Here is a 24,498-nt window from a genome sequence, read left to right on the forward strand (position 1 = left end):
AAGCGAAATGAACAAGAAGAAGCTTTTGTCCAAAAGCATAGGCTATATCAGTCCAGTTATTGTGCTTGCAGGCTTGCTTGCAGGTTGTAGTGGAGGGAGCAACGCGGGTGGTGGGAAAGCGGCAGATAAAGGTACGCCTTCCGTAGACGCTAATGCACAGCAGACGAAAACTCCGCCTAAAGAACAAGCTAAGGAGCCTAAGAAAATCAGCCTGATGATGGTGTATTATTTCGCCGAGCCGCCTAAGAAAGACAACATTATGGTCAAAAAGATTGAAGAGATGACCAATACGAAGCTGGATATTACTTGGGTTCCGAACTCTGCTTATGATAATAAGGTGAATGCAACTATAGCCTCGGGCCAGCTTCCGATGGTAATGAATGTGCAAAACAACAAGCTTTCTACGATTCTATCCGGTGTTCGCTCCAATATGTTCTGGGAAGTTGGCGGTTACCTGAAGGACTATCCGAATTTAAAAAACTTGTACAACGAGCAAACGACTTACAACGCCTCTATCGATGGGAAGCTGTACGGCATGCCGCATCAGCGTCCGCTTGGCCTGCAGATGCTGTTGTACCGCAAAGACTGGCTGGACAATCTGGGAATGAAGCCGCCGGAGACGATAGATGATGTTTATCAAATGGCCAAAGCATTTACGGAGCAGGACCCGGATAAGAATGGTAAAAAAGATACCTACGGGCTGGTCGAATTCATGCCCAAGCTGCTCAGCCAACAAGGCTTCGGCAACGCTCTCGCCTGGTTTGGGGCTCCTAACGGTTATGGGGTAAAGGATGGTAAGCTGTTCCCGGATTTCACCACGGATGAGTATATGGAGGCTATGAAGTTTTACCGTAAAATGTTCAGCGAAAAGCTGATGAACCAGGACTTCGCAGCCATTCAACAAGGGCAGGCATGGGATGCGATTGCCAAGGAAAAGGCGGGTCTATATCCGGCGGTTGTCGCTCATGCTACTATTCCTAACTGGGCGGCCTTATATCAGGCTAACCCGAATGCGAAGCTGGACTTTGTCACACGCATCAAAGGGCCTAAGGGGGAGAGGGTGTTTGCCTCCAATGGATTTAACGGGATGTACATGTTCCCCAAATCAAGCATTAAATCGGAAAGTGAGCTGAAGGATACGCTTGAGTTTATCAATCAATTATCTGATCCAAAGGTGGAGCAGCTGCTCGTTAATGGCATTGAAGGGCGGCATTATAAAATGGAAAACGGCAAGCCCGTTCGACTCGATCAAAAGCTGTACGACGAAGAAGTAACATCAGTCATTGAGCTGCTGATCACGGATTGGAAGCCTAAGCTCATGACGGGTTCTCCAATGGATGAGAAGGTAAATAAAACGTATGTGGAAAACACATCTATAGCCGTAGCTAACCCGACTCTGCCTCTTGTCTCGAATACACAGATCGAAAAGGGCAGCGAGCTGGATAAATTAATAAATGATGCACGTGTCAAATACATTTATGGAGAGGTGGACGATGCTGGCTGGAAGAAGGCGATCGATCAGTGGAAGAGCAGCGGGGGAGACAAGATCATTGAGGAATTAAACGCGGAATATGCCAAATTTACGAAAAAGTGATATGTAAAGCTCAGGCGGTGCTGCTGTGGAAGGAATCATTAAAAACCGTAAATGAAAGCATGCTTTCAAAACAACTGCAAAGGAGCGAATCTCTTGGAAAATGGCTTAGGAGCAGGAGTGAAGCCTAATGTGATCCTGATTACATCCGATCATCACCGCTGGGATTATATGGGCTGTGCAGGCGAGGAATCAATTAAGACCCCGAATTTGGACCGTTTGGCGGCTCGCGGAACAATGGTTAACCGGACTTATTGCAATGCCCCGCTCTGCGTTCCTTCACGTATTGCGATCACATCAGGCCGGTATCCAATGAATACCGGCTGCTTCACTAACCGCCATGCGATAAATCCGCAGATCCCGACGTTTCTGCATGCCTTGAGAGGGAATGGCTATCACACGGCGATGATCGGCAAACTGCATCATCATGTCCATGTTTGGGATGGCGATTTTATCGCACATGAAGCGGATGTTCAAACACTTGGATTCGAGCATGTGCACGAAACCTCAGGCAAGATGGGCAGCGGCAGCATCGGCTGCGAATGCCAATACACCCGCTTTCTGCGGGAGCAGGGCCTGCTCGAAGCCTACAGAAGCTGGACCGGCCGGTTCCGGCAGGGGAACGCTACGATGCAGCCGGAGGAGGCATGGCCCTGGGATAAGGAATTTACCCAGGATGCTTACATCGCTCGCAAGGCTTGCGAATTTCTGGAGCAGGTTTCACCTCACAAGCCGTTTTATCTTCATCTTGGTTTTGTTGGGCCCCATGATCCTTATGATGCGCCGCAAGCCTATAGAGATCTAAATGTAAGCGATGTCAATGTGGAAGACCGGATTCCTTCAGGTGCAGCAGGGGATGGCGGACGCCGTGAGCTCACCAAGTGGCAAGCTTATGCTGCCTGCATTACGGAGGTGGATGACAGGATCGGGCGAGTGTTGGACACCCTTGAGGCAGCAGGGAAGCTGGATCACACGGTCATCTTGTATACTTCGGATCACGGTGACAACGCAGGGGACCATGGCTTATGGGGGAAAATCAATCTGTACGAGGGCTCCGTTCATGTTCCGTTTATCGCCGCGGGTCCCGGGATTAGGCAAGGTGCAGCTAGCAATGCGATTGCCGAGCTTATCGATATCGGGAAGACGGTATGTGATTTTGCAGGCTGCTCAAGCCATTATTTGGATCAGGGCTTGAGCTTGAAGCCCCTGCTGACAGGGGATGTGGAGACTCATCGGATGGATGCCTTCTGTGAGATGGGCAGCGATAAAATGCTCTATGACGGCAGATACAAGCTGATGTACGGCGACTTGACCCGGGACACGCGCAAGGAGCTGCAGGCGGCACCTTATAATGGCCCGGCCTTCGGGCGGCCGGTGAATTTGCCGCCCGATCGGATTTCGCTCTACGATTTGCAGGAAGATCCTTACGAGCAGCGGAATCTTGCTGATGATCCGGAATACCGCGACATAGTAGCGGAAATGAAAGAGAAGCTGCTGAACCGGCTGCTTCGCAATATGCAGAGTGTTCCCGATGACGCGGGAAGTGTTTTATAGATAGGTGAATGAGGAGTAAGTAAGCGAGGAGAAGGGAGCTTGAACAGTGAAAGATAATTGGTTCAGCAGTCATATACGCCAGGTGCATGTCGATTTTCATACGCCGGAATTTCCTTATGATGCGATTAAGGATTTTAATGCCGAGACCTTCGTAGCTGAGTTTGTCCGGGCAAAAGTCAACGTTATCGGTATTTTTACGAAATGCCATTTCGGCAATGCCTTTTACGACAATCAAGTAGGTCACAAGCACAGCGGGCTTGCCCAGGACTTTTTCGGAGAAGTGCTGGAGGAGGCCCATAAACACAATATTAAGGTGATTGCCTACTATTCTTTAGGGACGGATGCTTATGCCGTAGAACACAACCCTGATTGGTATCAGATTGATAAGGACGGGAACAAACGTGGAGGTAAAGGGACGGTATGGGAGCTTCCGTGCATTAACAGCCCTTATCGTGAGGAGCTCGTGATCCCGCAGCTCAAAGAAATTACAGAGAAATATCCGATGGACGGTTACTTGATCGATATTCCCTATCTGTGGGACCACCATTGCTTCTGCCGGTATTGTCAAAAGAAGTTTTCAGAAGAATACAGTATGGAGCTGACGCCTGAACTGCTCACATCCAACCCCAAGCTGGTCAATGGATTTGCGAAGCAATCCGCCGCCCGTTGTATGCAGGAAATTTACGATGTCGTTAAGGCTATTCGTCCGGAAGTGCTCGTTAACTGCAACGGTGCCTGGAAAATGGGTGAGCCTGCAGAAATTAATGCGACAAGTGATTATGGTCTATGGGAATCTCAGCCTGCTTCGGGTACGTTTCTATGCCACTCTATCCGAGCTCGCTTTGTTCGCAGCCTTCCTGTTCCGGTCCAGATTATGACCGTACGATTTACGGAGGGCTGGGGGCTGATGAGCTGCAAAACAGCGGAGCAGCTGAAGTATGAGTTTGCGACAATTATGGCTAACGGCGGTGTCATTAATATTGGTGATCAGGTGCTGCCGAGCGGCAAGCTTCAAAGCGGTGTATACGATATTATCGGGGACGCTTTTTCGTTCGTAGAGGAGAGGGAGCAGCTGTGTATCGGCTCTACTGCGACGAAGCATATAGCGCTGATTGGAAGCTACACGGAGAACTGGTATTTCGAGCAGGGTGACTCGGCGACTCTGGGTGCCGCCAAGATGCTGATTGAAGGGCATCACCAGTTTGACATTTTTTTCAATGATGATTTTCCGGATCTGTCGGCATATAAGGTTGTTGTACTGCCTGAAACGGTGCGGTTAAACCAACAGTCCGCTGAAAGGATTGCTGAATTCGTGCGTCGGGGGGGGTTGCTGCTGGCGGCAGGGGAAGCTTCCTTGAACCAAGGTGGAGGCGGGGGGAGGACCAACTTCTTGTTGGCCGAGGTACTTGGCGTGGATTATCTGGACAGAACTCCATATCCTTTTGCCTACATGACCGAAAATACTGAGCTATGGGAGGGTACCGCAGCGATCCCTCAGCTTGTTGAGGGGCCGTTTCTGAAGGTGAAAGCTTCTGCTTCAGAAGCTTTAAGCTACATACAGTGGCCGTTAACTGTTCCGGCGCCGCAGAGAGCATTCCGTCACCCTATTCCACCTGCGGGCAGAATCAGTGATTTTCCGGCAATCACCGCTAACCGCTTTGGCCTTGGAGATGCATTGTATATATCAGGTCCTATATTTTCAATATATTGGGATAACAACCACTTTTGGCTGCGGCGGATCGTCAATAATTTGTTGAACAAATACGATAGGGATAGGCCATTTACCGTTGAAGTTCCGCCTACTGTGGAAGTGAATCTGATGGAGAAGGACGGGGCTCGTTATCTTCATCTGATCAATTTCCATAATGGCCATTCAGGCAGCCGTAAACAATCATTTTATGATCCGATTGAATCGATAACCCCTGTGCACGATGTTAAAGTAATGTTTCATGATGCCGCAATTAGAGAGGTCATTCAGTGGCCGGAAGGGACGGTTTTGGATTTAAGTTTAGACTCAAAAGGCAATGGAATCCAAATCATTGTGCCAAAGCTTCATATTCACAGCGTTCTGGAGATGCGATATTAGACGGAAAAAAGCAGTTGTCTGAGTAAGAGTGCAATGAAGGGGTTCATTCCGGAAATAGTAGTGAAAAGGGGCTGTCCCAAAAGTCATTTTGAGGCACCCCCTCCACCATTTTATCCTGAATAGATGGTTGCAAAAGAGCCCTCAATTCCACTTTAATAGTTGAAGGCTTTTTTGCATATTCTTGTGTATTCTTAGTGATGAATAAGATGAGGTCGCTTTCCAGCGCGTACTCATCGCGGGTATCGGGTTCGTGGCTCGTGGTTCGGTTACGGCATTGCATGGCAGTCTGGCGCACTCCGTGCAATTATCAGGAAAATGTCAAGTTAGTTACTCCGAAAATAGCGTTCCAAGTCTTATAGCTGGAATTCCTCCTGCTAATTCTACGTATTTTGGCTGATATCCACCATTTCATCTATATTAGAGTTAGTTTTTCCAGTTAGATTGATTTCAGGCGATATCCACGCTGGATTAGCGTTACAATTTCCATCTATTTTCTTTCCTTCCGCAGCGGCCCCGACAAATCATGGTCTCCTCTAGATTGAAAGCAGCCGCCCCATCACTTAAGTAACATCCAAAAAGCGGGCCGGACTCATTTTTCGATTTTCGAACCCCCACTCTGATGGGGATTTCCCTACAAAAAAGACGCTTCCATTTCCACTTACATGGTGGTTTTGGAGGCGTCTTTGTACATCCTTTAAGACTGATTCATTCACTGATACCCTTTGGGACAGCCTCTTGCGATTTTCCGTACAGCGGAGTTTGCGATCAAAATGGTGCAACGATTGTGAAGCGGCTATCCTTTCAGCAGATGCTTAAATGCGCTGTAATCGACCTGCTGCTTGTCTAAGTATGAGGTAAGGCTCCGATAATCCCGCTTGGGAGTTGCCAGAATATATCCTTTAATACAATGGTCCTGCGTGATCTGATCAGCATGGCTTTCCAGTGCAACCTGACCGATCTTGGCAGCAATGGAATGGCGTGCAATATCGCGAAATGGCGTAGGTACCGGATCGACGAGCATATTAAGAAACGTCTTGGAATCCTCCGTCCATAAATGGCGGGATGATTCAACGTAATGATTTTGCCAGTCGAGCTTGGATTTGCCGTCTTCCTTGGGCAATACCTTCATAAATTTGCGGAACATGAAGAAACCGCCTATGGACATAAAGGTAATGAGCACAAACACCCAAAAGAATATAAACCACATAAAAGCATTGTTCATCGTTAATGTCACCTCTAAATCCATTATACCTTAATTGGTTCTTCTTCAAAAGTAGTCTGTCGTATCAGGAAGGGGCAATTATAAGGCGATTTTTTTAGGAAAAAGTGGAATCTATTTGTTATTTCTAGATTTATTCCGGCAATGCTAGTAAAATAGAAATAGTGTGAAAAACAAAGGAGTTGAACTTTTACGATGCCTACTATTGGTTCTCATGTATCGTTTTCTGATAAAGGTTTGTTGAATGCAGCAGAGGAAGCTGTTTCCTATGGTTCGTCTACATTTATGATTTACACCGGTGCACCGCAAAATACGCGTCGCAAGCCGATCGAATCACAATTTATTGAAGAAGGCAAAGCATTGATGGACAAGCATGGCATTGGCGAAATAATCGTTCATGCCCCTTACATTATTAATTTAGGCTCTTATAAGGAAGATACATTTGAGCTCGCTGTGCGCTTCTTGCAAGAAGAAATTCGCCGCACGGATTATATCGGTGTTAAGCAGATTGTTCTTCATCCAGGGGCCTACACGGAAAAAGATGCTGAATATGGCTTGAATCGGATTGCCGAAGGCTTGAATGAAGTGCTGGCAGGCGTTAAAGATACGAATGTAAATATTGCGCTGGAAACGATGGCGGGTAAAGGCACGGAGATGGGGCGCAGCTTTGAGGAGCTTGCTGCGATCATCGATAAGGTTGCTGATAACGGGAAGCTTTCCGTTTGTCTCGACACATGCCACGTTCATGATGCCGGATATGATATCGTTAATGATCTGGACGGCGTATTGGAGCATTTTGACAAAATCGTTGGACTGGATCGGATCGGGGTTGTGCATCTGAATGACAGCAAAAATCCGAAGGGCGCGAGCAAGGACCGTCATGCTCCGGTTGGAGCGGGGTGGATCGGGTTCGAAGCGATGAATCGGGTTGTGCATCATGACAAGCTTAAAGCTTTGCCGCTCATCCTGGAGACCCCTTGGATCGGCAAGGAAGATAAAACGCAGCGTCCAATGTATGAGGCGGAAATCGCACTGCTGAGCGGAACGGCTGAGAAGCGTTTTGGCTCCAATTTCTTGGAGGATGTTGAGCGCATCGCCCATTTCTTCAATAAACGCGAGGTACATTCGAGAGACTATGTGCTGCAAACCTGGGAGGTTCTGAAAAACGACGCCAAAGCGAAAAAAGCCGATGGACGCGAGCCAATGGAACGCTTATTCGATCAGCTTGCTGAGGATCGCTTGTTCCCGGAGCTAAGCGAAGAACAAATCAATCACCGCTTAACAGCATGGCTTGCCGGTCAAAAGGTATTCCAGCTGTAGCAGCAATCTATGAAACTATGAGGAGCAATAATCTATTATGACACCGAACATAGCAATAAAAAGCAATCGGGAGGATCTGAAGAATCGCGCGAGGATGCTCGTATCCTGCCCGGACCAGCCTGGGATTGTTGCCGCTGTTTCCCGGTTTTTATATGAGCATGGAGCGAATATCGTGCAATCTGATCAGTATACGATGGACCCCGAGGGCGGAATGTTTTATATCCGTATCGAGTTTGATTTGGAAAACCTGGATGCTCGACGCGAGCAGCTGAAGACGGATTTTGCGTCCGTCGCCGCTCAGTTCCAAATGAAATGGAGCATCAATCGTGCAGGACGCAAGAAGAAGCTTGCGATCTTTGTTTCCAAAGAAGATCACGCTTTGCTGGAGCTGCTGTGGCAGTGGCAGGCGGGTGATCTTGAAGCGGATATTGCGATGGTAATAAGCAATCATAACGATATGCGGAGCTTGGTTGAATCCTTTGGCATCGAATACCACCATATTCCGGTAACGGCCGAAACTAAGGCGGATGCGGAGAGAAAGCAGCTGGAGCTGGTAGTAGATCAAGTGGACGCAGTGGTGTTAGCGCGGTACATGCAGATCATTACGCCGAAATTCATAGAGCATTTCCCTAATCGTATCATCAATATTCACCATTCCTTCCTCCCCGCCTTTGTCGGAGGCAAGCCTTATGCGCAAGCACATAATCGCGGGGTCAAAATCATCGGAGCTACTGCGCATTATGTGACCGAGGAGCTGGACGGAGGCCCGATTATTGAGCAGGACGTCCAGCGTGTCAGCCATCGCGACAATGTTGACGACCTTAAGCGTATCGGTCGGCATATTGAACGGATTGTGCTGGCGAGAGCGGTATCGTGGCATGTAGAAGACCGTGTCATTGTGCATGGCAATAAGACGGTTGTTTTTAATTAATGAAAGCTGTCATCCTATCGATTTCATAATATAAAGCGGATTCGTTAACCCGGCAGGCAGCTGGGGGAGCGGGTCCGCTTTTTAATTTGTATTATTTTACTTCATGATCGGGGGAGGGAGTGCAGATGCGTCGAAGGCTGCTATGCTGCTATGAGCGTTTAAGGGCGAGAACGGAGCAGAAATTTCCGTTATTTCATCTGCCTCCTCCCATTTGGGGCGATAGCGGAAGGCCGAATTCCTTTATGTTGGGCAAATACGAGTGCTATGCACAAAAACAGAGTGATAACGGAACTTGCTGTTCCGTTATCGCTCTGTTTTTGTGAGCTTTCCGGGTGATAAAGGAAAAAGTACTTCCGGTATGTACGACTTCCTTGGACGCAGCATAGTTTTTCGCTCTCCAGGTACGCTACATAGGAGTTTGCACATAGAGAAGGATGATTTTGCATTATGGTTTGAAGTGGAGGGAGTCTAAACTCTTGCTTTACCCCAAATCTTGGCAGGTATGCTCGCTTTAGAGTGGAGGGCTGCCAGTTTATTTACCCTTTCTGGAAAATAAAAGGCGATTTTTTGTATGCTTTTTACCAAAATCGACATACTAAGACATGCCCCATTTTCTAAAACAAGGAGTGAACCTTATGAAAAAGAATCAATTCGCTAAACAGATGGTTATAGCAACGATGATTGCTTCGACATTGCTGTTTGTTGGCTGCAGCAAGGCTAACAACAAGGTCCAGCAGCAAAGTACCAATATGAACAATGGAACCGTTCATCAGCAGGCAGCCACGGATAATCGAATCCAAATTGCCGACCAAGCTGTAGCGAACATTTTGAAACTGAACGAAGTCCGGCAAGCGAATGTGCTTGTTACAAACCGCAATGCCTATGTAGCTGCTGTATTGAAAAGTGGAGTTGAACTCTCACGTGCAGAGGAAGATCAGATCGCTGCGCAGGTCAGAGCGGCAGACTCCAACATTCAAAATGTATACGTATCGACGAATCCGGATTTTGTAGGGCGCATCAATACGTATGTACAAGATGTTCGCCAGGGCAAACCCGTCTCCGGCTTCTTCAACGAATTCAGTGAAATGGTAAAACGATTATTTCCAAGCGCTCATTAAACAATAGCCGGAAAATGCAGAGGGGCTGTCCCAAAAGTCATTTTGAGACAACCCCTCCAACATTTTATCCTGAATAGATGGTTGCAAAAGAGCCCTCAATTCAACTTTAATAGTTGAAGGCTTTTTTGCATATTCTTGTGTATTCTTAGTGGTGAATAAGATGAGGTCGCTTTCCAGCGCGTACTCATCGCGGGTATCGGGTTCGTGGTTCGGTTACGGCATTGCATGGTAGTCTGGCGCACTCCTTGCAATTATCAGGAAAATGCCAAGTTAGTTACTCCGAAAATAGCGTTCCAAGTCTTATAGCTGGAATTCCTCATGCTAATTCTACGTATTTTGGCTGAAATCGATCATTTCACCTATATTAGAGTTAGTTTTTCCAGTTAGATTGATTTCAGGCGATATCCACGCTGGATTAGCGTTACAATTTCCATCTATTTTCATTCCTTCCACAGCGGCCCCGACAAATCATGGTCTCCTCCAGATTGAAGCAGCCTTTGAACATCGCTTCTCGCCCCATCACTTAAGTAACATCCAAAAAGCGGCCGGATTCATTTTTCGATTTTCGAACCCCCACTCTGATGGGGACTTCCCTACAAAAAAGACGCTTCCATTTCCGCTTACAGGGTGATTTTGGAGGCGTCTTTGTACAGAGTTTGGGACTGATTCATTCACTGATACCCTTTTGGGACAGCCTCTTATTTGTTCGTAGAGTCCCAAATCCTTGGTGGGGTATGTAACGTTTGACTCCCAGCAAGTTCAAGAATGCTTAAAAACGAATGATTAACTTATCCTTTTAATCGAATGTTCGTTAATTCAAAATAAACTCAATTTAATGTTATATAAACTTACTTTAAACTATTGAAACATCCGCTTAATTCATTTAAATTAATAATATACGTTATAATATATGACATAAATGTTATTAATTTTTATTTTAAATCTATATTTGGCTTTGTTATACAATACAGTGTTAGGTTCGCGTTATAAATGTTGTGAGGTAAAAATGTAATTCGTAGGCTACAAAAGGTTCTTATAAAATTCATTATTAAAAAATTACTCCTGGGGTGATAGGGTATGGAACGTTTATGGATAGCTAATGTAGATGACATTCCGAAGCTTAGATCAAGAACGGTACGAGTAGGGGGCACGGAGATTGCCATATTTAAGCTTTCGAACGGTGAGTTTTATGCGGTAGAGAATAAATGTCCTCACAAGAATGGGAAGCTTTCGGAAGGCATAGTATGCGACCACTACGTATTCTGTCCTCTGCATGATTGGAAAATCGATGTGAAGGACGGCTTGGTGCAATCACCAGATGAGGGGTGTGTGACCACGTTCCCGATAGAGGTGGAAGCGTCGGGTCAAGTGTATTTGATTGTGGGCAAAGACAGTTTATCCGCTTAGGATTCACGATCACATCGTTATATGTAAAAAAGAGATTGACCATCGATGAAGCTCATTGAGAGTCAATCTTTCTTTTTACTCGTTGCTATTGAATGGATTTTGCGATGGATAAGCTTATAACAGGCTGCACGGGCAGGCCGAACCACTTAGGGATCGGTAGAAAATCAACATTTAACAGCACGGTGTAGACGCCGCTCCCGGTCAGTGATTGGACTGCTTTAAAAAAGAGCCCAGTATGCATCCTGCCGTCAAACCGAACAGCATGCCGAGTACCAGCCGCAATCTTAAGATGGAAATCATTCATCTCTCAAGCGCCTTTAGGGTCACTGATTAAGGAATGCACAACGGTTTTGTTTTTGCCGGTACGTTTGGCTGTATAGAGGGAAGCGTCGGCGCCCTTGAACAGCGCCTCTTTACCATCGCCTTTGGCATAATTCTGCAATCCGATGCTTAATGTTGCGGCTTGAGATTCTAGCTCCGGGTGAAGGCTCACGGCCAGCTTTTGGCGGACTTGCTCAACGATAGCGAGGGATTCCTCCAATGTTTTTTCGGTGAAAATAACAGCAAATTCCTCACCGCCATAGCGTGCCACAAAATCATTGGGTGTGACCGTTTCTTTAATGATATTGGCTACCCGCTGCAGCATGATATCACCGACCCAATGTCCGTATGTGTCATTAATTTTTTTGAAATTATCGATGTCCATAATAGCCAATTGGAGTGAGAGCTGGTTGTGTTCGTTTTGCTCCACCAGCTTTTCCAAATATTCATGGAAGGTTTTATGATTGTAGAGATCGGTTAATGCATCGATTTTGGAGAGCCTGTCCATAATAATATTTTTTACCAGCAGCTCTTGTCTGGCTTCGGTTGCATGCTTCAAATTATCAAGCAGCTCGATGCCGCTTGTAGTTATCGATAGTGCGATAATAGTTACGCCGATATACAAAAACAGTACTCCAAAAATATGGATGGGCTGCATAGTGAAACGAAGATCGGGAGATAACGCATACATACAGACAAAGCAAAGTAGAGTCAATGAGAAAGCAAGCAGAATTCGGGTCTTGTTGAAGGAGAGAACAGAGGTCAGGATGGGAAAAATGTATATCGCTGGAACGATGCCGATAGTAGGATTGATATATATGATCGATGAGGCGTAGATGATTCCGGTTATGAGCAGCAAATTGTCGCTTTGTACCTTGCGGTAACGGTACAGCATTTCCGTTATGCCAGTAACTGCGGCGAGCCCCAAGGTTTGAAGAATTAGCTGTTGCGTGAATATATTGGATACGCTTGAAGGCCCTAGACGGTGAATCCAGTGCTCTAAAAGCACTGTTAGTATAATGGTCATCCAATATAAATTTAGCATCTTTCTATAGGTTTGACGTTTGTTAGCCAGTTCTACCAATAGATGGTTCATGATCGACTCCCATCGCTCAAAATAAACATAAAGCTCAAATAATCAAGTATTATATATTCGCCAGATTTTTGGCAATTCCTTCGGGTTTTGATTTATATTTTATATCATTTTTTCTTATGTCTTACTTTTTGAGTGGCAAACTGAAATGGACAATGGTAAAATGGTGCAAGTGAAATCTAGTGCGTTAGGTTTATGCACACGTTAACATTAAGACCGACGCTTACAGTTTTAGTAAAAAACTGGTTTCCGGCTCTGCCGTCACACTAAAAACTTTAGGAGGTTCTATTAATGACAGTAGTTAATAAAGCGATCGAGCAATTGTCGATCGACACGATCCGCACGCTTTCCATAGATGCAATTGAGAAGGCCAAATCGGGTCACCCTGGTATGCCTATGGGCGCAGCGCCTATGGGATATTCGTTGTTTGCTAAATTTATGAACCATAACCCGGATAATCCAACTTGGATTAACCGTGACCGTTTTGTTCTCTCTGCAGGACATGGCTCCATGCTGTTGTACAGCCTGCTTCATTTAAGCGGTTATGACCTGCCTATCGAAGAGCTGAAGCAGTTCCGTATGTGGGGAAGCAAAACACCTGGGCATCCGGAAGTTGGACATACTGCAGGGGTTGACGCTACAACGGGTCCGTTGGGACAAGGTTTTGGTATGGCGGTAGGTATGGCATTGGCTGAAGCCCAATTGGCAGCTACTTATAATAAAGGTCCATTTAACGTTGTAGACCACTACACCTATGTAATTTGCGGAGACGGGGACTTGATGGAGGGTCTTTCTTCAGAAGCGGCTTCTCTGGCGGGACACTTGAAGCTTGGCAAATTGGTAGTTCTGTATGATTCCAATGATATTTCTCTGGATGGAGAGTTAAACCTTTCATTCTCTGAAAATGTTATGAAGCGGTTTGAAGGATACGGCTGGCAAGTGCTTCGCGTAGAGGAAGGCAACGACCTGGACGAAATCGGCAAAGCCGTTCAAGAAGCGCAAAATGATGACCGTCCGACACTTATTGAGGTGAAAACGGTAATCGGCTTCGGCAGCCCGAATAAAGCAGGTAAAGGTGGACATGTTGGTCCTCACGGTTCCCCGCTTGGTGTTGATGAAGTAGCTTTGACTAAAAAAGCATACGGCTGGCCGGAAGATCAGCATTTCTATGTTCCAGCTGAAGTAAGCGCCCATTTTGGCGAAGTGAAACAAAAAGGTATCGCAGCGAATGCGGCTTGGGAAAGCAAATTTGCTGAATACGCTAAAGCTTATCCGGAGCTTGCAAAGCAATTCGAAGCGGCTGTTAGTGGCGAGCTTCCAGAGGGCTGGGATAAAGACATTCCTGAAGCGGCTCCAGCTGAGAAAGGTACTCGTACTGCATCCGGTATCGTTCTGAATGCAATCGCTAAGAATGTACCTTGGCTGGTGGGTGGTTCCGCTGACTTGGAATCCTCAACAATGACACATTTGAAAGACCTTGGCGTAGTAACGGCTAAAGATTATAGCGGACAAAATGTATACTTCGGTGTACGTGAGTTCGGTATGGGCGCAGCTGTTAACGGTATGCTTCTGCACGGTGGTTTGAAAGTGTTTGGCGGTACGTTCTTCGTATTCTCCGACTACCTGCGTCCGGCTATCCGTTTGGCTTCAATCATGGATGTGCCAGCTATTTATGTGTTCACACATGACAGTATCGGCGTTGGCGAAGACGGTCCTACTCACGAGCCGATCGAGCAATTAGCGGCGCTTCGTGTAATCCCGGGTGTAACAGTTATTCGTCCTGCGGATGGCGACGAAACAGCTGCAGCATGGCGTTATGCAGTTGAGAACAAGAAGGGCCCAGTAGCCTTGATCTTCTCCCGTCAAGCAGCTCCTAAGCTGGCAGGCAGTGAGCAAGCCAAAGCATCCCTAAGTCGCGGAGCTTATGTGTTGTCCGATGCTGCAGACGGTAAACCGCAAGCGCAAATTCTTGCGACAGGTACAGAAGTTCAGCTTGCTATCGGCGCTCAGAAGCAGCTTGCAGAAGAGGGCATTCAAGTGCGTGTCATCAGTATTCCGAGCTGGGAGTTGTTCGACAAGCAGCCTCAGGATTACAAGGATTCCGTCCTGCTGCCTGATGTAAAAGCGCGTCTAGCTGTTGAGATGGGTCATTCCTTCGGATGGGACCGTTATGTTGGTGATCAAGGCGAAGTGCTTGGCATCAATCGTTTTGGCGCTTCCGCTCCAGGTCCAATTGTTATTAAAGAATATGGCTTTACGGTTGAAAATGTAGTTGCTCGCGTGAAGCATCTTTTGAAATAAAGGTTTAGGCTGTTAAGAAAAGAAAATTATGAAGAGGCCGGACCTGATGGTTCGGCCTTCATTCCAAAGGAGAAAAGCAGAATAATGTCTCAATTCGAACAAGTAACAGTTGTCAAAAAAGCCAATATTTACTATGACGGCAAAGTAACAAGCCGCACAGTTATTTTCGCAGATGGAACGAAAAAAACTTTGGGTATTATGCTTCCTGGAGAATATGAGTTCGGTACCGATGCAAAAGAAATTATGGAGATTCTCGCCGGTGAATTGACGGTTCAGCTTCCTGGTTCTACAGAATGGATTGAAATTAATGGTACGGGTGAATTTACAGTTGCTGCGAACTCCAAGTTCAAGCTGGTTGTAAAAACAGCGACGGACTATTGCTGCTCCTATATTGCTGAGTAAACCAGTTATCCTGGCAACGCTTGCTATTGTTATTGCTTTTACTACATCAATAAATACCCTGTAACGCACGAGTTTCGCGCATTCACAGGGTATTTTTCTTTTTTTATTTACAGCTTGCTCGCAAGGTATTCTTCGATTTTCAGGCGTACATAAGGAGCAAGTCCAGATAGCATGCAGCCGTAACGGAACTTCTCGTTGTCGTTCTCGATCCGGATAACTCTGGCTGTAATTGGAGGAAGCTCGGCCTCCTGCGGGAAGTGAATAACAATGAACATATCTTGAGCCAGCGGGAAAGAGGATACGATCTGAATTCCGGATTCGGACAAGTCGTAAAGCGAGCCTTCGATGGTCTGACCGGTAAAGGAGCCTTCTTGCTCCCACTGATGCACCGACAGGTGCAGCGGAATATCCAGATGGACGCGAGTATTACGCCGTCTCTCGGCTCCTGAGAGCTTCTTGCCGACCTGAGCGTTCATCCATTCCTCATAGCATTGTACGATAGCGGACAGGTCATCTTCTCCGAAGCCTTTGCTGAGACCCATTTGGAAAACACCGGTAGCTGCTTTGAGCATAGGAGAAGGAAGCTGAAAATGGCTTGATACTTCGCTTGCCAGCAGTAAATCCTTAAGCATCAGCTGAAGCGAGAACTGAGTGCTGAAGTCACGATTCAAGATTTTATCGCTCTTCATCTCGGTGATACGGCTGTTAGCGCCACCTGATTTGACGATCTGCAAGAATTGCTCGGCGTCGATACCGGCCTTGGTAACAATGGATAGCCCCTCAATCAAGCTAAGTGCATTGATGGCAACCATGGTGTTATTAGCTAGCTTGGCATAAGCTCCCGAGCCTGAAGGGCCCAAATGAATGATCTTCGTTCCCATAGCTTCGAATACAGGGCGCATGTTCTCCGTTGCGGCATAGCTTCCTCCTACCATGAAGGCAAGAAGTCCAGCTTCTGCTTGCGGCTTGCTGCCGGTTACCGGAGCATCCAGAAACTCTACGGAGCGCTCAGACATAGCTGCATGAATTTGCAGGCTTGTCTCAGGGGATACTGTGCTGCAGTCGATAACCGTTTGCCCTGCTTTAATTTCTTGAATAACTCCATTAGGGCCCAATACTGCATCCAGAACGGCAGCATCGTTGCTCAGCATGGTAATGACCACGTCAACACCCTTCGCTGCTTCAGCAGGAGTGCTTGCAACGGTTGCTCCAAGCGGGACGAGCTCAACCGCTTTTTCTGAAGAACGGTTATAGACTGTAACGGTAAAGCCTTTGTTCAACAAGTTGGCAGCCATAGGCTTGCCCATAGTTCCCAACCCGATAAATGCTATCGTTTTCATCGAATCACCTCGAGTTTTATTGTAGCACTTCCCGTAATCAGTGTGAATGACATACTTGCTTTTACGTTGCCAATTAAAGTATTCTAATTTAAGTGTTAGATATGATTCTGCTACGAAAAGGCTATTTCTTACAAAAACTCTAAGGAGGTTGTTTTCATGAGCAACAAACTTACTTTTGACTACAGCAAAGCTCTTTCGTTTATTCAACAGCATGAGGTGGATTACTTAGCCGAGCCGGTTCGAATGGCGCATGAGCAATTACATAATCAAACGGGTGCGGGTTCTGATTACCTGGGATGGGTTGACCTGCCGGTCAACTATGACAAGGAAGAATTCGCTCGTATACAGAAAGCGGCCAAGCAGATTCAATCTGATTCTGATGCCCTCGTAGTAATTGGTATCGGCGGTTCTTACCTGGGAGCGCGTGCAGCTATTGAAATGCTGACCCACTCTTTTTATAACCTGCTTCCTAAGGGCGAGCGTAAGACGCCGGAAATTTATTTTGTAGGCAATAATATCAGTTCCACCTATGTAACTCATTTGCTGAAGCTATTGGAAGGAAAAGATATTTCGGTTAACGTTATTTCCAAATCGGGGACAACGACCGAGCCAGCCATAGCATTTCGTATTTTCCGGGAGCTGTTGGAGAAGAAATATGGTAAAGAAGCAGCTCGTAAACGCATTTATGCAACAACTGACCGTGCGAGAGGCGCGTTAAAAACTCTTGCTAACGAAGAAGGCTACGAATCCTTCGTTATTCCTGATGATGTGGGTGGACGCTACTCCGTATTAACAGCAGTTGGACTGCTGCCGATTGCTACGGCAGGTGTTGATATCGAAGCTATTATGCGCGGCGCGGCGGATGCCAAAGAGATTTACTCGAATCCGAGCTTGAGCGAGAATGAAAGCTATCAATATGCGGCAGTTCGTAATGCATTGTACCGTAAAGGCAAAACGACGGAAATCCTCGTTAACTACGAGCCGTCCCTGCACTTTATTTCGGAATGGTGGAAGCAGCTGTTCGGGGAAAGCGAAGGCAAAGATTACAAAGGGATTTTTCCTGCTGCTGTTGACTTCTCTACGGACCTGCATTCCATGGGACAATTCATCCAGGACGGAAACCGGACACTTTTTGAAACGGTCATTCAGGTTGCTGAGGTGTCAGAGCAAATTACGATCGGGACGGATGCCGACAATTTGGACGGCTTGAATTTCCTGAGCGGTAAAACGATGGATTTCGTCAACAAAAAGGCATTCGAGGGAACCATGCTGGCTCATACGGATGGCGGCGTGCCGAACCTGATTGTGACACTTCCTGATACAAGTGCATACACATTTGGATATATGGTTTATTTCTTTGAAAAAGCTTGCGCCATCAGTGGATACCTGCTGGGTGTCAATCCTTTTGACCAACCGGGCGTAGAAGCATATAAAGCTAACATGTTCGCGCTGCTGGGCAAGCCGGGATACGAGAAAGAGAAGGCTGAGCTGGAAGCAAGATTGACCAAGTAATGTACGATGACAAAAGCGGTTCACCTTGAGGGTGTACTGCTTTTTTTCAGTTGATATCTTATAGTGGTTGTGAAAGAAAGGAGGGTCATATTTATGTTGGCACATTATAAAACGGTTAAACAATTTGGCGTCTCGGAGATTGTAATCAAAAAGTCTCGTTTTATCGGGCATGCGAAGCCTGTCTCGACGGAGGAGGAAGCTATACAGTTTATACAGAGTATCAAAAAGGAACACTCGATGGCTACACATAATTGCTCCGCTTATATGATTGGGGAGCGCGATGAGATCCAAAAGCAGTCGGATGACGGTGAGCCCAGTGGAACGGCAGGGAAGCCCATCCTTGAAGTGATCAAAAACCAGGGCTTGAAAAATATCGCAGTTGTGGTCACCCGGTACTTTGGCGGCATTATGCTCGGGGCAGGAGGCCTGATTCGCGCATATACCGATGGGGCTGTGGAAGGCATAGCCGCGGCAGTGCCGGTATATCAAGTTCTGCACCGTGAAGTGCATGTAGAAATTGATTATACGTGGCACGGGAAGGTGGAGAATGAGCTGCGCAGCCGCGAAATGCTGATGGGGGAAACGGCATTTACGGACAAAGTAACATTGACCTGTTTGCCAATTGCTGCAGAGGCTGAACATTTTGCGGCATGGATGACCGATGTCACTCAAGGGCAAGGAGTTATTGCACTCGGAGCGCAGCTGTATGTTGAACATGATGCATGGCCGCTGCCCTAGGTAGCGGAACTCTATTAATCTCTCTATTTTCTCTTGCGTTGCAGCAATAAAGTGATAAACTATTAAAGTGAGGGAATTATAGACGAGAGCGAGTTGAATCGTGTTGGCTAGAAAAGTAGTGGCGCAGGAACTTAGCCGAGATCGGATATTGGGGGAAGCGCGTCAGCTTTTTGCTGAGCACGGCTATCACACTTTAACGATGCGCAGCATCGCCAAAGAGATGGGATACAGTCATGGAGCGCTTTATTATCATTTTAAAGAAAAAGCGGAATTATTCTATGCATTGGTGACGGAAGATTTCAAAATGCTGTTGCACAGGCAGAAGGATATGCTCAGTCGAACCCGAATGGGCGATATAGGTCAACTGGAGAGGCTGATGCAAGAGTTTATCCGTTTTGGGCTGGAAAATCCTTATCATTATGAAATTATGTTTATGATTGACGATGTGGAGCTGCAGAATTACTCAAGAACCGAACAAGCGCAATGCCTCGAGTTGTTCGCTACGGTGGTGCGTTCAGTTATCGCACGTCAGCCGGGTAATGATTCTAAAATGTATAGTCTTCCCTGGAGCTTGTTCATGTCCATGCATGGCTTTATTTCTTATAATATCCGCTACCGCCAATCGTATGACGATGTCAAAAAGCTGGCTGAGCATCATGTAAGGTATTTATGCGAGGGATTGAATTCCAAATAGAAAGAAGCCGCCTGTTAATAGGGCAGCTTATTTAACAATTAATATTAGATTGAATCGTGGAAGCGCATTATTATCCGCCAGCCTATCCCAATTGTCAGCTGTGTATAAATTGAACAAGGCAATTGCGTGCCCGAGGTCCATCAAATTCGCAGAAGTATATACCCTGCCAACGACCTAGAATGAGGCGGCCTCCAGCGATTAATACAGTCTGAGAGGTGCCTGTGGTGATGGTCTTGAGATGTGCTGCAGTGTTGCCTTCCGCGTGCAAATACTTAGGATGCTCCCACGGGTATACTTCATCCAACCGCATCAAGATATCGCGTTTCACATCAGGGTCTGCATTTTCATTAATAGTAATGCCGGCTGTTGTATGTGGTGAGTAAATGACAGCCATACCGTCATCGAATGACTCTTGCTTCAAGAGCTCAATAATAAGTTGGGTAATATCAATCATTTCATCGCGCCGTTTGGTTTGAATATGCAGCGTATGAATCATACAATCATCTCCTTATTCGTGTAAAAATCAGGTTGTATCGATGAATCATTAGCCTGATCCCATTATAATACAATGCGCGGTTCATCTCAAAACATGCTACAATGGAAAATATCTATGAAGGCAGAGAGAGAATCGAGCTCAGCAGTCATATGCAAGGGTTATCGTATTGTGCAGGAGAGGATGATAGTAGAATGGATTTATCGGAAAACACATTGGTAAATACCGAGTTTATGATGGAGGAAATAAAAACCAAGCTGCGGATGGCAACTGGAGCTGCACTTAGAGCTACTCAGCTTAACAATGAGCAATATGTCGATTTGAAGGATATCTATGAGATGGTAGCTAGTAAATCTCAATTCAGCATTAGTGAAATTGAAGCTATTACGACAGAGCTGGGCCGTCTGCGTAAACCGTAATAAAGCATGTATGTCAAAGGCTGTCGAGGGTTGAACTAACTCGGCAGCCTTTGACATATCTTTGGCCGATATGGGACAACTGAACAAGCAATATGCACTTTACCCCCGTACAATATAGCGTAGTTCCTTTTTTTTATGGGTTAACAACCCGTCGCTAATATTAATGGAGGTGGACTCATTGCACAAAGCGGTTCGTAAACAAAATGTTCGCAAGTTGATCGGTAAAACCGTATATGCGCTGAAGAAGGACGGCAGTACGGTAAGTGGCAAGCTTGTTCGTATTAGTGGCAATCAACTATTTCTAGCACCGACAAAAGGTAAGCAAGTTAGAACTACAGCGCTAGTCCCGCTCGTTTTATTCGACTTGCTGGCTATCGGTACTTCACCGTTTGTCGGAGGTTTTGGAGGCTTTGGCGGTTTTGGTGATGGCTTTGGCTTCGGTCGACCGTTCGGCGGCGGCTTTGGTTTCGGCAGCCCATTCTTCTTTTAAACGCAAAAAAAGCTTATCCGATATGCCCTACGGCAATCGGGTAAGCTTTTTTTTATGCAATTTATATGTTTTGGGGTGAACGAAGCTTACCCCTTATTTCGATTTTTGCAAGGTAGAGGTATGGACTCGAACGTATGGAAGCCAATAGGTCTCGATGAGCTTACGGGTCTTCGACCGGTACGGATAGCACAAATCTATGTACAGTATAGAGGAAGTCTCTCTCTTGCGGGGGTGGGAACATGATGCATATTTTCATCCACCTAACTGGCTTAAAAGGAAGTGAGGTGCGCTATTTCATTGTTTTAACGTTATTATTCAAGTGAAACGGAACTAGGATCTCTTATTTGTTTAAAATATCGCATTTCAGGCTATAAAAGTCGAAATAACGAATCGTAGTTCCGCGACTTCACGAAATGGGATGAGTTCTCGAACAATAGAGCATTGACGTTCCGTTAATCAGCGGAATTCATGTTAGATGATACAAAGAAATAGAAAGTTTTTCGTAGGAATGAAGAATGAGCGAGTAACCTGCTTACCTTGTTTAGATTAGAGCTGCATTAGAGCTTAAGACATGATCAAGGAGGATTTTTATATGGATAGCGGCTATGATCCCTGGAGGATTTTGTACGGAACGGAGATTTCCGCTATTCCATCTGCTGCCTCCAATCTGGGGCGATAGCGGAAGCGGGAATTCCGTTATGTTGGCCAAATTGGAGCATTTATGTACAAAAACTGAGCAATAACGGAACTGGCTGTTCCCGTATCACTCTGATTTTTGGACTTTTCAGGTGATAAAGGAACAATTACTTCCGCATTGCCCTTCACTTCCGTAGTGCAGTACTTGCGTGTTGTTTAAGGTTATGTGCAGGCATGGGTGGAATGGAAGAGCGATAGCGTCCGCCCAGGTCGTCACCCCGGTAACTGCCCGGGTATGCAGCCTAACTTTGAAGACCGTGTTCCCACCGCTGCAAGCCTGCCAATCAAAGGAAGCAAGAGCGGTAGGAGTCCCGCACTGGATTCCCTCCCCACGCACAACGTATGAGTTTGCACATAAAAGGACCGTCATCGCTGACGGTTTTTCTTACGTGGAAGCGAATAGCTTGGCTTCGCTGTTCTTTGCAGCAATTTTTAAGCTCACCTCGAAGCAGCACGAAGCAGACAAAGGAAGCTGTAACTTTGGACATAAGCTTGCAGATGTTATGTACCGGCGTTATAAAGCTTTTTGGAAATATATCGGACTGGATGAAACCGGACATTTTTGGTCATCGTTGAGACAGGCCATTCCCTAGGGCCATGCGCAGTATGTAAGGAGTCAGTGTATCGACAGGACAGGAACGGCTCAGTGAGGCAATTGAATGGTAAGTCATGAAATGTCCGTTTTTTGCTTTTTCGTATGCATCTATAATCAACTGTGTAGAGCAGCACCGAATAAGAGGAAAGAGCTGGAAGGAGGATATATATGGCATGGTGGCATAATAACCAGCTGCGATTGATTCAGAATAATTTGAGAGAAATCGATGCGGATCTTGATGTCGATCTATTAATATCTCAGCTAAAACAATTTGATGCAAATGTGCTGATGCTTAACGCTGGAGGAATTTTTGCATTTTATCCAAGTAAGCTGGAGCATCATTATGTGACTCCCTATTTAAAGAAGGATTTGCTAAGGGAGGCAATAGACAAGGCTCATGCGAATGGGATGCGTTTTATCGCCAGATTCGATTTCAGTAAAACCCATGAGAGCCTGTTCGCAGACAAGCCGGAATGGTATTACCGGACTAAGGAAGGCAAGGAAGTCAATTATCACGGGATTGTGCATACCTGCATTAATGGTGGCTACCAACAAGAGCATTCGCTAAAGATTATCGAAGAGGTTCTCGATAGCTACGCGGTTGACGGTATTTTCTTCAATATGTTTGGCTATCAAACTAAAGATTACAGCGGAAATGATTATGGCCTCTGCTATTGTGACAACTGCAAGCGAAGATTCCGGGCTATGTATGGCACTGGGTTGCCGGAGAACAGGGACCCGAACAATGAGGTATACCAGCAGTACAAAAAGTTCCAGTCCATTACGACAAAAGAAATTTTGGATTCCGTACACGAGATGGTCAAACGGAAGAATCCGGAGATTGCGTTATGTACGTATCACACCCATCAGGTGGATATTGTCCGTAATGAATCCAACACCGCCCTTCACAGGCCTCATCCAGTATGGCAGTATTCAGCTTCAGAGAATGTGAAATCGATTGAGGACGGCTGGGATGACAAGCTGATCAGCAATTGCTGTATCAATGCGATTGATTTAACCTACCGGTTCACCGGCGTATCTGCCAATGAAGTGCAAATCCGGCTGTATGAAAGTATAGCCAGCGGCTCGGGGCTGGACTTCTGCATCATTGGCATATTTGATGGATATCCGGATCAAGAGAACATAACAGCTGCGCAGGAAGTATACCGGTTCCATAAAGAGAACGAGAAATATTTCGGCAGCTTGGGCTCCATGGCTGACGTGGCACTGATCAAGCCCGACTCATTAGACCGTGCGAATCCGCAGGAATATTTCGGATGGTTCAAAATGCTGAAGGAGCAGCATATCCAGTTCGATGTCGTGCCGCAAGGCAGGCTATCGGCCAAGCTGGAGCAGCTTAAAGGCGTTCAAGCGGTAATCGTGCCAGGCATTCGGAATATGGACAACGCTCAATTAGCCGCCCTGAAGGAGCTGCAGCACAGCAGCGGTGTACGTATTATGGCTACAGGACATGCGTTGACAGGGGATGAACGGAACCGAGAAATGCTGTACGAGCTGTTTCAGGCCAAGTATAGAGAGACCATCACGGATACGATTCCGGCTTATTTGGAAACATCGGATAAAGAGGTGTTCCGCAGCTTTCCAGCTCGCGATTGGGTTATTGTCGGCGAGGGATTCAGCAAGATGTCCTTCGAGGGAGACCAGAAGACATTGCTTCCTTTCGTGCTGCCATCGACCTTCGGTCCTCCTGAAAGAGCCTACGGACATCAGAGGTCGTCCGAATATGGAGTGGGAGTGAGCAGAGAGAGAGGCGCCTACTTGCCATGGGAAGCGGGCACCCTATATTACAGATACGGCTATGAAGACCACAAGCGGGTGCTGACCGACTTGCTCCATTACATGCTCGACGGCCGCTATGCCGTAACTACGGATGCGCCGCAGGCAGTGGAGTTATTTTATAATAAGATCGACGATAGCAAGCATATGCTCCAACTGCTGAATTTGACAGGCTTTAACGGAGTGACCTACAGCGATCCGATTGCTGTCGCAGGCATCCAGATTGTAGTGGGACATGGGCAAGCTGGAAAGAACTGCAAGGCGTATAGTTTGATGCGTCAGAAATATGTGCCGACTTGCTCTAATCAGGAAGGAATCACCCTCGTTGTAGAAACACTGGAGCTGTACGATGCTATTGTGCTGGAATTCAGTGAGTAGAAT

Annotated in this window: 21 protein-coding genes; 16 read left to right on the forward strand and 5 right to left on the reverse strand. The window is 46.4% G+C overall.

What is annotated here, in order from left to right; translation table 11 throughout:
• The first annotated feature begins 7 nt into the window (after window positions 1-7).
• The 3 genes from NV381_RS14880 to NV381_RS14890 all read left to right on the forward strand — a co-directional run bounded on the left by NV381_RS14880 (window position 8) and on the right by NV381_RS14890 (window position 5,231).
• Window positions 8-1,594 (forward strand): extracellular solute-binding protein, encoded by a 1,587-nt coding sequence (locus tag NV381_RS14880; RefSeq protein WP_258214080.1) that lies wholly within the window; start codon window positions 8-10, stop codon window positions 1,592-1,594.
• A 93-nt stretch (window positions 1,595-1,687) separates the two neighbouring features.
• Complete coding sequence (locus tag NV381_RS14885; protein WP_258214081.1) at window positions 1,688-3,145, forward strand: sulfatase; 1,458 nt, start codon at window positions 1,688-1,690, stop codon at window positions 3,143-3,145.
• Between the two features lie 46 nt (window positions 3,146-3,191).
• Window positions 3,192-5,231 (forward strand): alpha-amylase family protein, encoded by a 2,040-nt coding sequence (locus NV381_RS14890; protein ID WP_258214082.1) that lies wholly within the window; start codon window positions 3,192-3,194, stop codon window positions 5,229-5,231.
• A 793-nt stretch (window positions 5,232-6,024) separates the two neighbouring features.
• Here the strand turns inward: NV381_RS14890 and NV381_RS14895 are convergent.
• A complete protein-coding gene (locus NV381_RS14895; protein ID WP_258214083.1) occupies window positions 6,025-6,453 on the reverse strand; it encodes a DUF2621 domain-containing protein in 429 nt (142 codons plus the stop codon).
• A 192-nt stretch (window positions 6,454-6,645) separates the two neighbouring features.
• Here NV381_RS14895 and NV381_RS14900 point away from each other — a divergent pair, with 192 nt between their 5' ends.
• The 4 genes from NV381_RS14900 (at window position 6,646) to nirD (ending at window position 11,226) form a co-directional block, all read left to right on the forward strand.
• A complete protein-coding gene (locus tag NV381_RS14900) occupies window positions 6,646-7,770 on the forward strand; it encodes a deoxyribonuclease IV (protein ID WP_258214084.1) in 1,125 nt (374 codons plus the stop codon).
• A 37-nt stretch (window positions 7,771-7,807) separates the two neighbouring features.
• Window positions 7,808-8,701 (forward strand): formyltetrahydrofolate deformylase, encoded by an 894-nt coding sequence (gene purU / locus NV381_RS14905; protein ID WP_258214085.1) that lies wholly within the window; start codon window positions 7,808-7,810, stop codon window positions 8,699-8,701.
• Between the two features lie 635 nt (window positions 8,702-9,336).
• A complete protein-coding gene (locus NV381_RS14910; RefSeq protein WP_258214086.1) occupies window positions 9,337-9,819 on the forward strand; it encodes a YhcN/YlaJ family sporulation lipoprotein in 483 nt (160 codons plus the stop codon).
• A 1,077-nt stretch (window positions 9,820-10,896) separates the two neighbouring features.
• The gene (gene nirD, locus NV381_RS14915) at window positions 10,897-11,226 is read left to right on the forward strand and encodes a nitrite reductase small subunit NirD (protein WP_258214087.1); all 330 of its coding nucleotides are present in this window, start codon (window positions 10,897-10,899) and stop codon (window positions 11,224-11,226) included.
• Between the two features lie 85 nt (window positions 11,227-11,311).
• Here the strand turns inward: nirD and NV381_RS14920 are convergent, their stop codons facing one another.
• Window positions 11,312-11,530 carry a hypothetical protein gene (locus NV381_RS14920; protein WP_258214088.1) on the reverse strand — a complete coding sequence of 73 codons (219 nt, stop codon included), beginning with the start codon at window positions 11,528-11,530 and terminating at the stop codon, window positions 11,312-11,314.
• Window positions 11,531-11,533: 3 nt separating this feature from the next.
• Window positions 11,534-12,643: a sensor domain-containing diguanylate cyclase gene (locus tag NV381_RS14925; protein ID WP_258214089.1), complete on the reverse strand. Its 1,110-nt coding sequence runs from the start codon at window positions 12,641-12,643 to the stop codon at window positions 11,534-11,536.
• Window positions 12,644-12,931: 288 nt separating this feature from the next.
• On the opposite strand from NV381_RS14925, the gene tkt reads away from it, so the two are divergent.
• Window positions 12,932-14,941: a transketolase gene (gene tkt / locus NV381_RS14930; RefSeq protein ID WP_258214090.1), complete on the forward strand. Its 2,010-nt coding sequence runs from the start codon at window positions 12,932-12,934 to the stop codon at window positions 14,939-14,941.
• 84 nt (window positions 14,942-15,025) lie between these two features.
• Window positions 15,026-15,343, forward strand: a complete 318-nt coding sequence (locus tag NV381_RS14935; protein WP_258214091.1) for a pyrimidine/purine nucleoside phosphorylase — start codon at window positions 15,026-15,028, stop codon at window positions 15,341-15,343.
• A 107-nt stretch (window positions 15,344-15,450) separates the two neighbouring features.
• Here NV381_RS14935 and NV381_RS14945 read toward each other — a convergent pair whose 3' ends face one another.
• A complete protein-coding gene (locus NV381_RS14945) occupies window positions 15,451-16,683 on the reverse strand; it encodes an NAD(P)-binding domain-containing protein (protein ID WP_308861887.1) in 1,233 nt (410 codons plus the stop codon).
• 156 nt (window positions 16,684-16,839) lie between these two features.
• On the opposite strand from NV381_RS14945, the gene NV381_RS14950 reads away from it, so the two are divergent.
• The 3 genes from NV381_RS14950 to NV381_RS14960 all read left to right on the forward strand — a co-directional run bounded on the left by NV381_RS14950 (window position 16,840) and on the right by NV381_RS14960 (window position 19,627).
• Window positions 16,840-18,195 carry a glucose-6-phosphate isomerase gene (locus tag NV381_RS14950; RefSeq protein WP_258214092.1) on the forward strand — a complete coding sequence of 452 codons (1,356 nt, stop codon included), beginning with the start codon at window positions 16,840-16,842 and terminating at the stop codon, window positions 18,193-18,195.
• A 93-nt stretch (window positions 18,196-18,288) separates the two neighbouring features.
• Window positions 18,289-18,933, forward strand: coding sequence for a YigZ family protein (locus NV381_RS14955; RefSeq protein ID WP_258214093.1), 645 nt, complete (start codon window positions 18,289-18,291; stop codon window positions 18,931-18,933).
• A 103-nt stretch (window positions 18,934-19,036) separates the two neighbouring features.
• Entirely contained in the window at window positions 19,037-19,627 is a 591-nt protein-coding gene (locus NV381_RS14960; RefSeq protein ID WP_258214266.1) for a TetR/AcrR family transcriptional regulator, read from the forward strand.
• Between the two features lie 94 nt (window positions 19,628-19,721).
• On the opposite strand, the gene NV381_RS14965 is transcribed toward NV381_RS14960, so the two are convergent.
• The gene (locus NV381_RS14965; RefSeq protein ID WP_258214094.1) at window positions 19,722-20,123 is read right to left on the reverse strand and encodes a secondary thiamine-phosphate synthase enzyme YjbQ; all 402 of its coding nucleotides are present in this window, start codon (window positions 20,121-20,123) and stop codon (window positions 19,722-19,724) included.
• Between the two features lie 191 nt (window positions 20,124-20,314).
• Here NV381_RS14965 and NV381_RS14970 point away from each other — a divergent pair, with 191 nt between their 5' ends.
• The 4 genes from NV381_RS14970 (at window position 20,315) to NV381_RS14985 (ending at window position 24,495) form a co-directional block, all read left to right on the forward strand.
• The gene (locus tag NV381_RS14970) at window positions 20,315-20,539 is read left to right on the forward strand and encodes a DUF1128 domain-containing protein (RefSeq protein ID WP_258214095.1); all 225 of its coding nucleotides are present in this window, start codon (window positions 20,315-20,317) and stop codon (window positions 20,537-20,539) included.
• Between the two features lie 178 nt (window positions 20,540-20,717).
• Window positions 20,718-21,029 (forward strand): hypothetical protein, encoded by a 312-nt coding sequence (locus tag NV381_RS14975; RefSeq protein ID WP_258214096.1) that lies wholly within the window; start codon window positions 20,718-20,720, stop codon window positions 21,027-21,029.
• 845 nt (window positions 21,030-21,874) lie between these two features.
• Window positions 21,875-22,318, forward strand: a complete 444-nt coding sequence (locus NV381_RS14980; protein ID WP_258214097.1) for a hypothetical protein — start codon at window positions 21,875-21,877, stop codon at window positions 22,316-22,318.
• Between the two features lie 170 nt (window positions 22,319-22,488).
• Entirely contained in the window at window positions 22,489-24,495 is a 2,007-nt protein-coding gene (locus NV381_RS14985; RefSeq protein ID WP_258214098.1) for an alpha-amylase family protein, read from the forward strand.
• Window positions 24,496-24,498 lie beyond the last annotated feature (3 nt).

The organism is Paenibacillus radicis (ex Xue et al. 2023) (genome assembly GCF_024722015.1).
Classification (GTDB): domain Bacteria; phylum Bacillota; class Bacilli; order Paenibacillales; family NBRC-103111; genus Paenibacillus_S.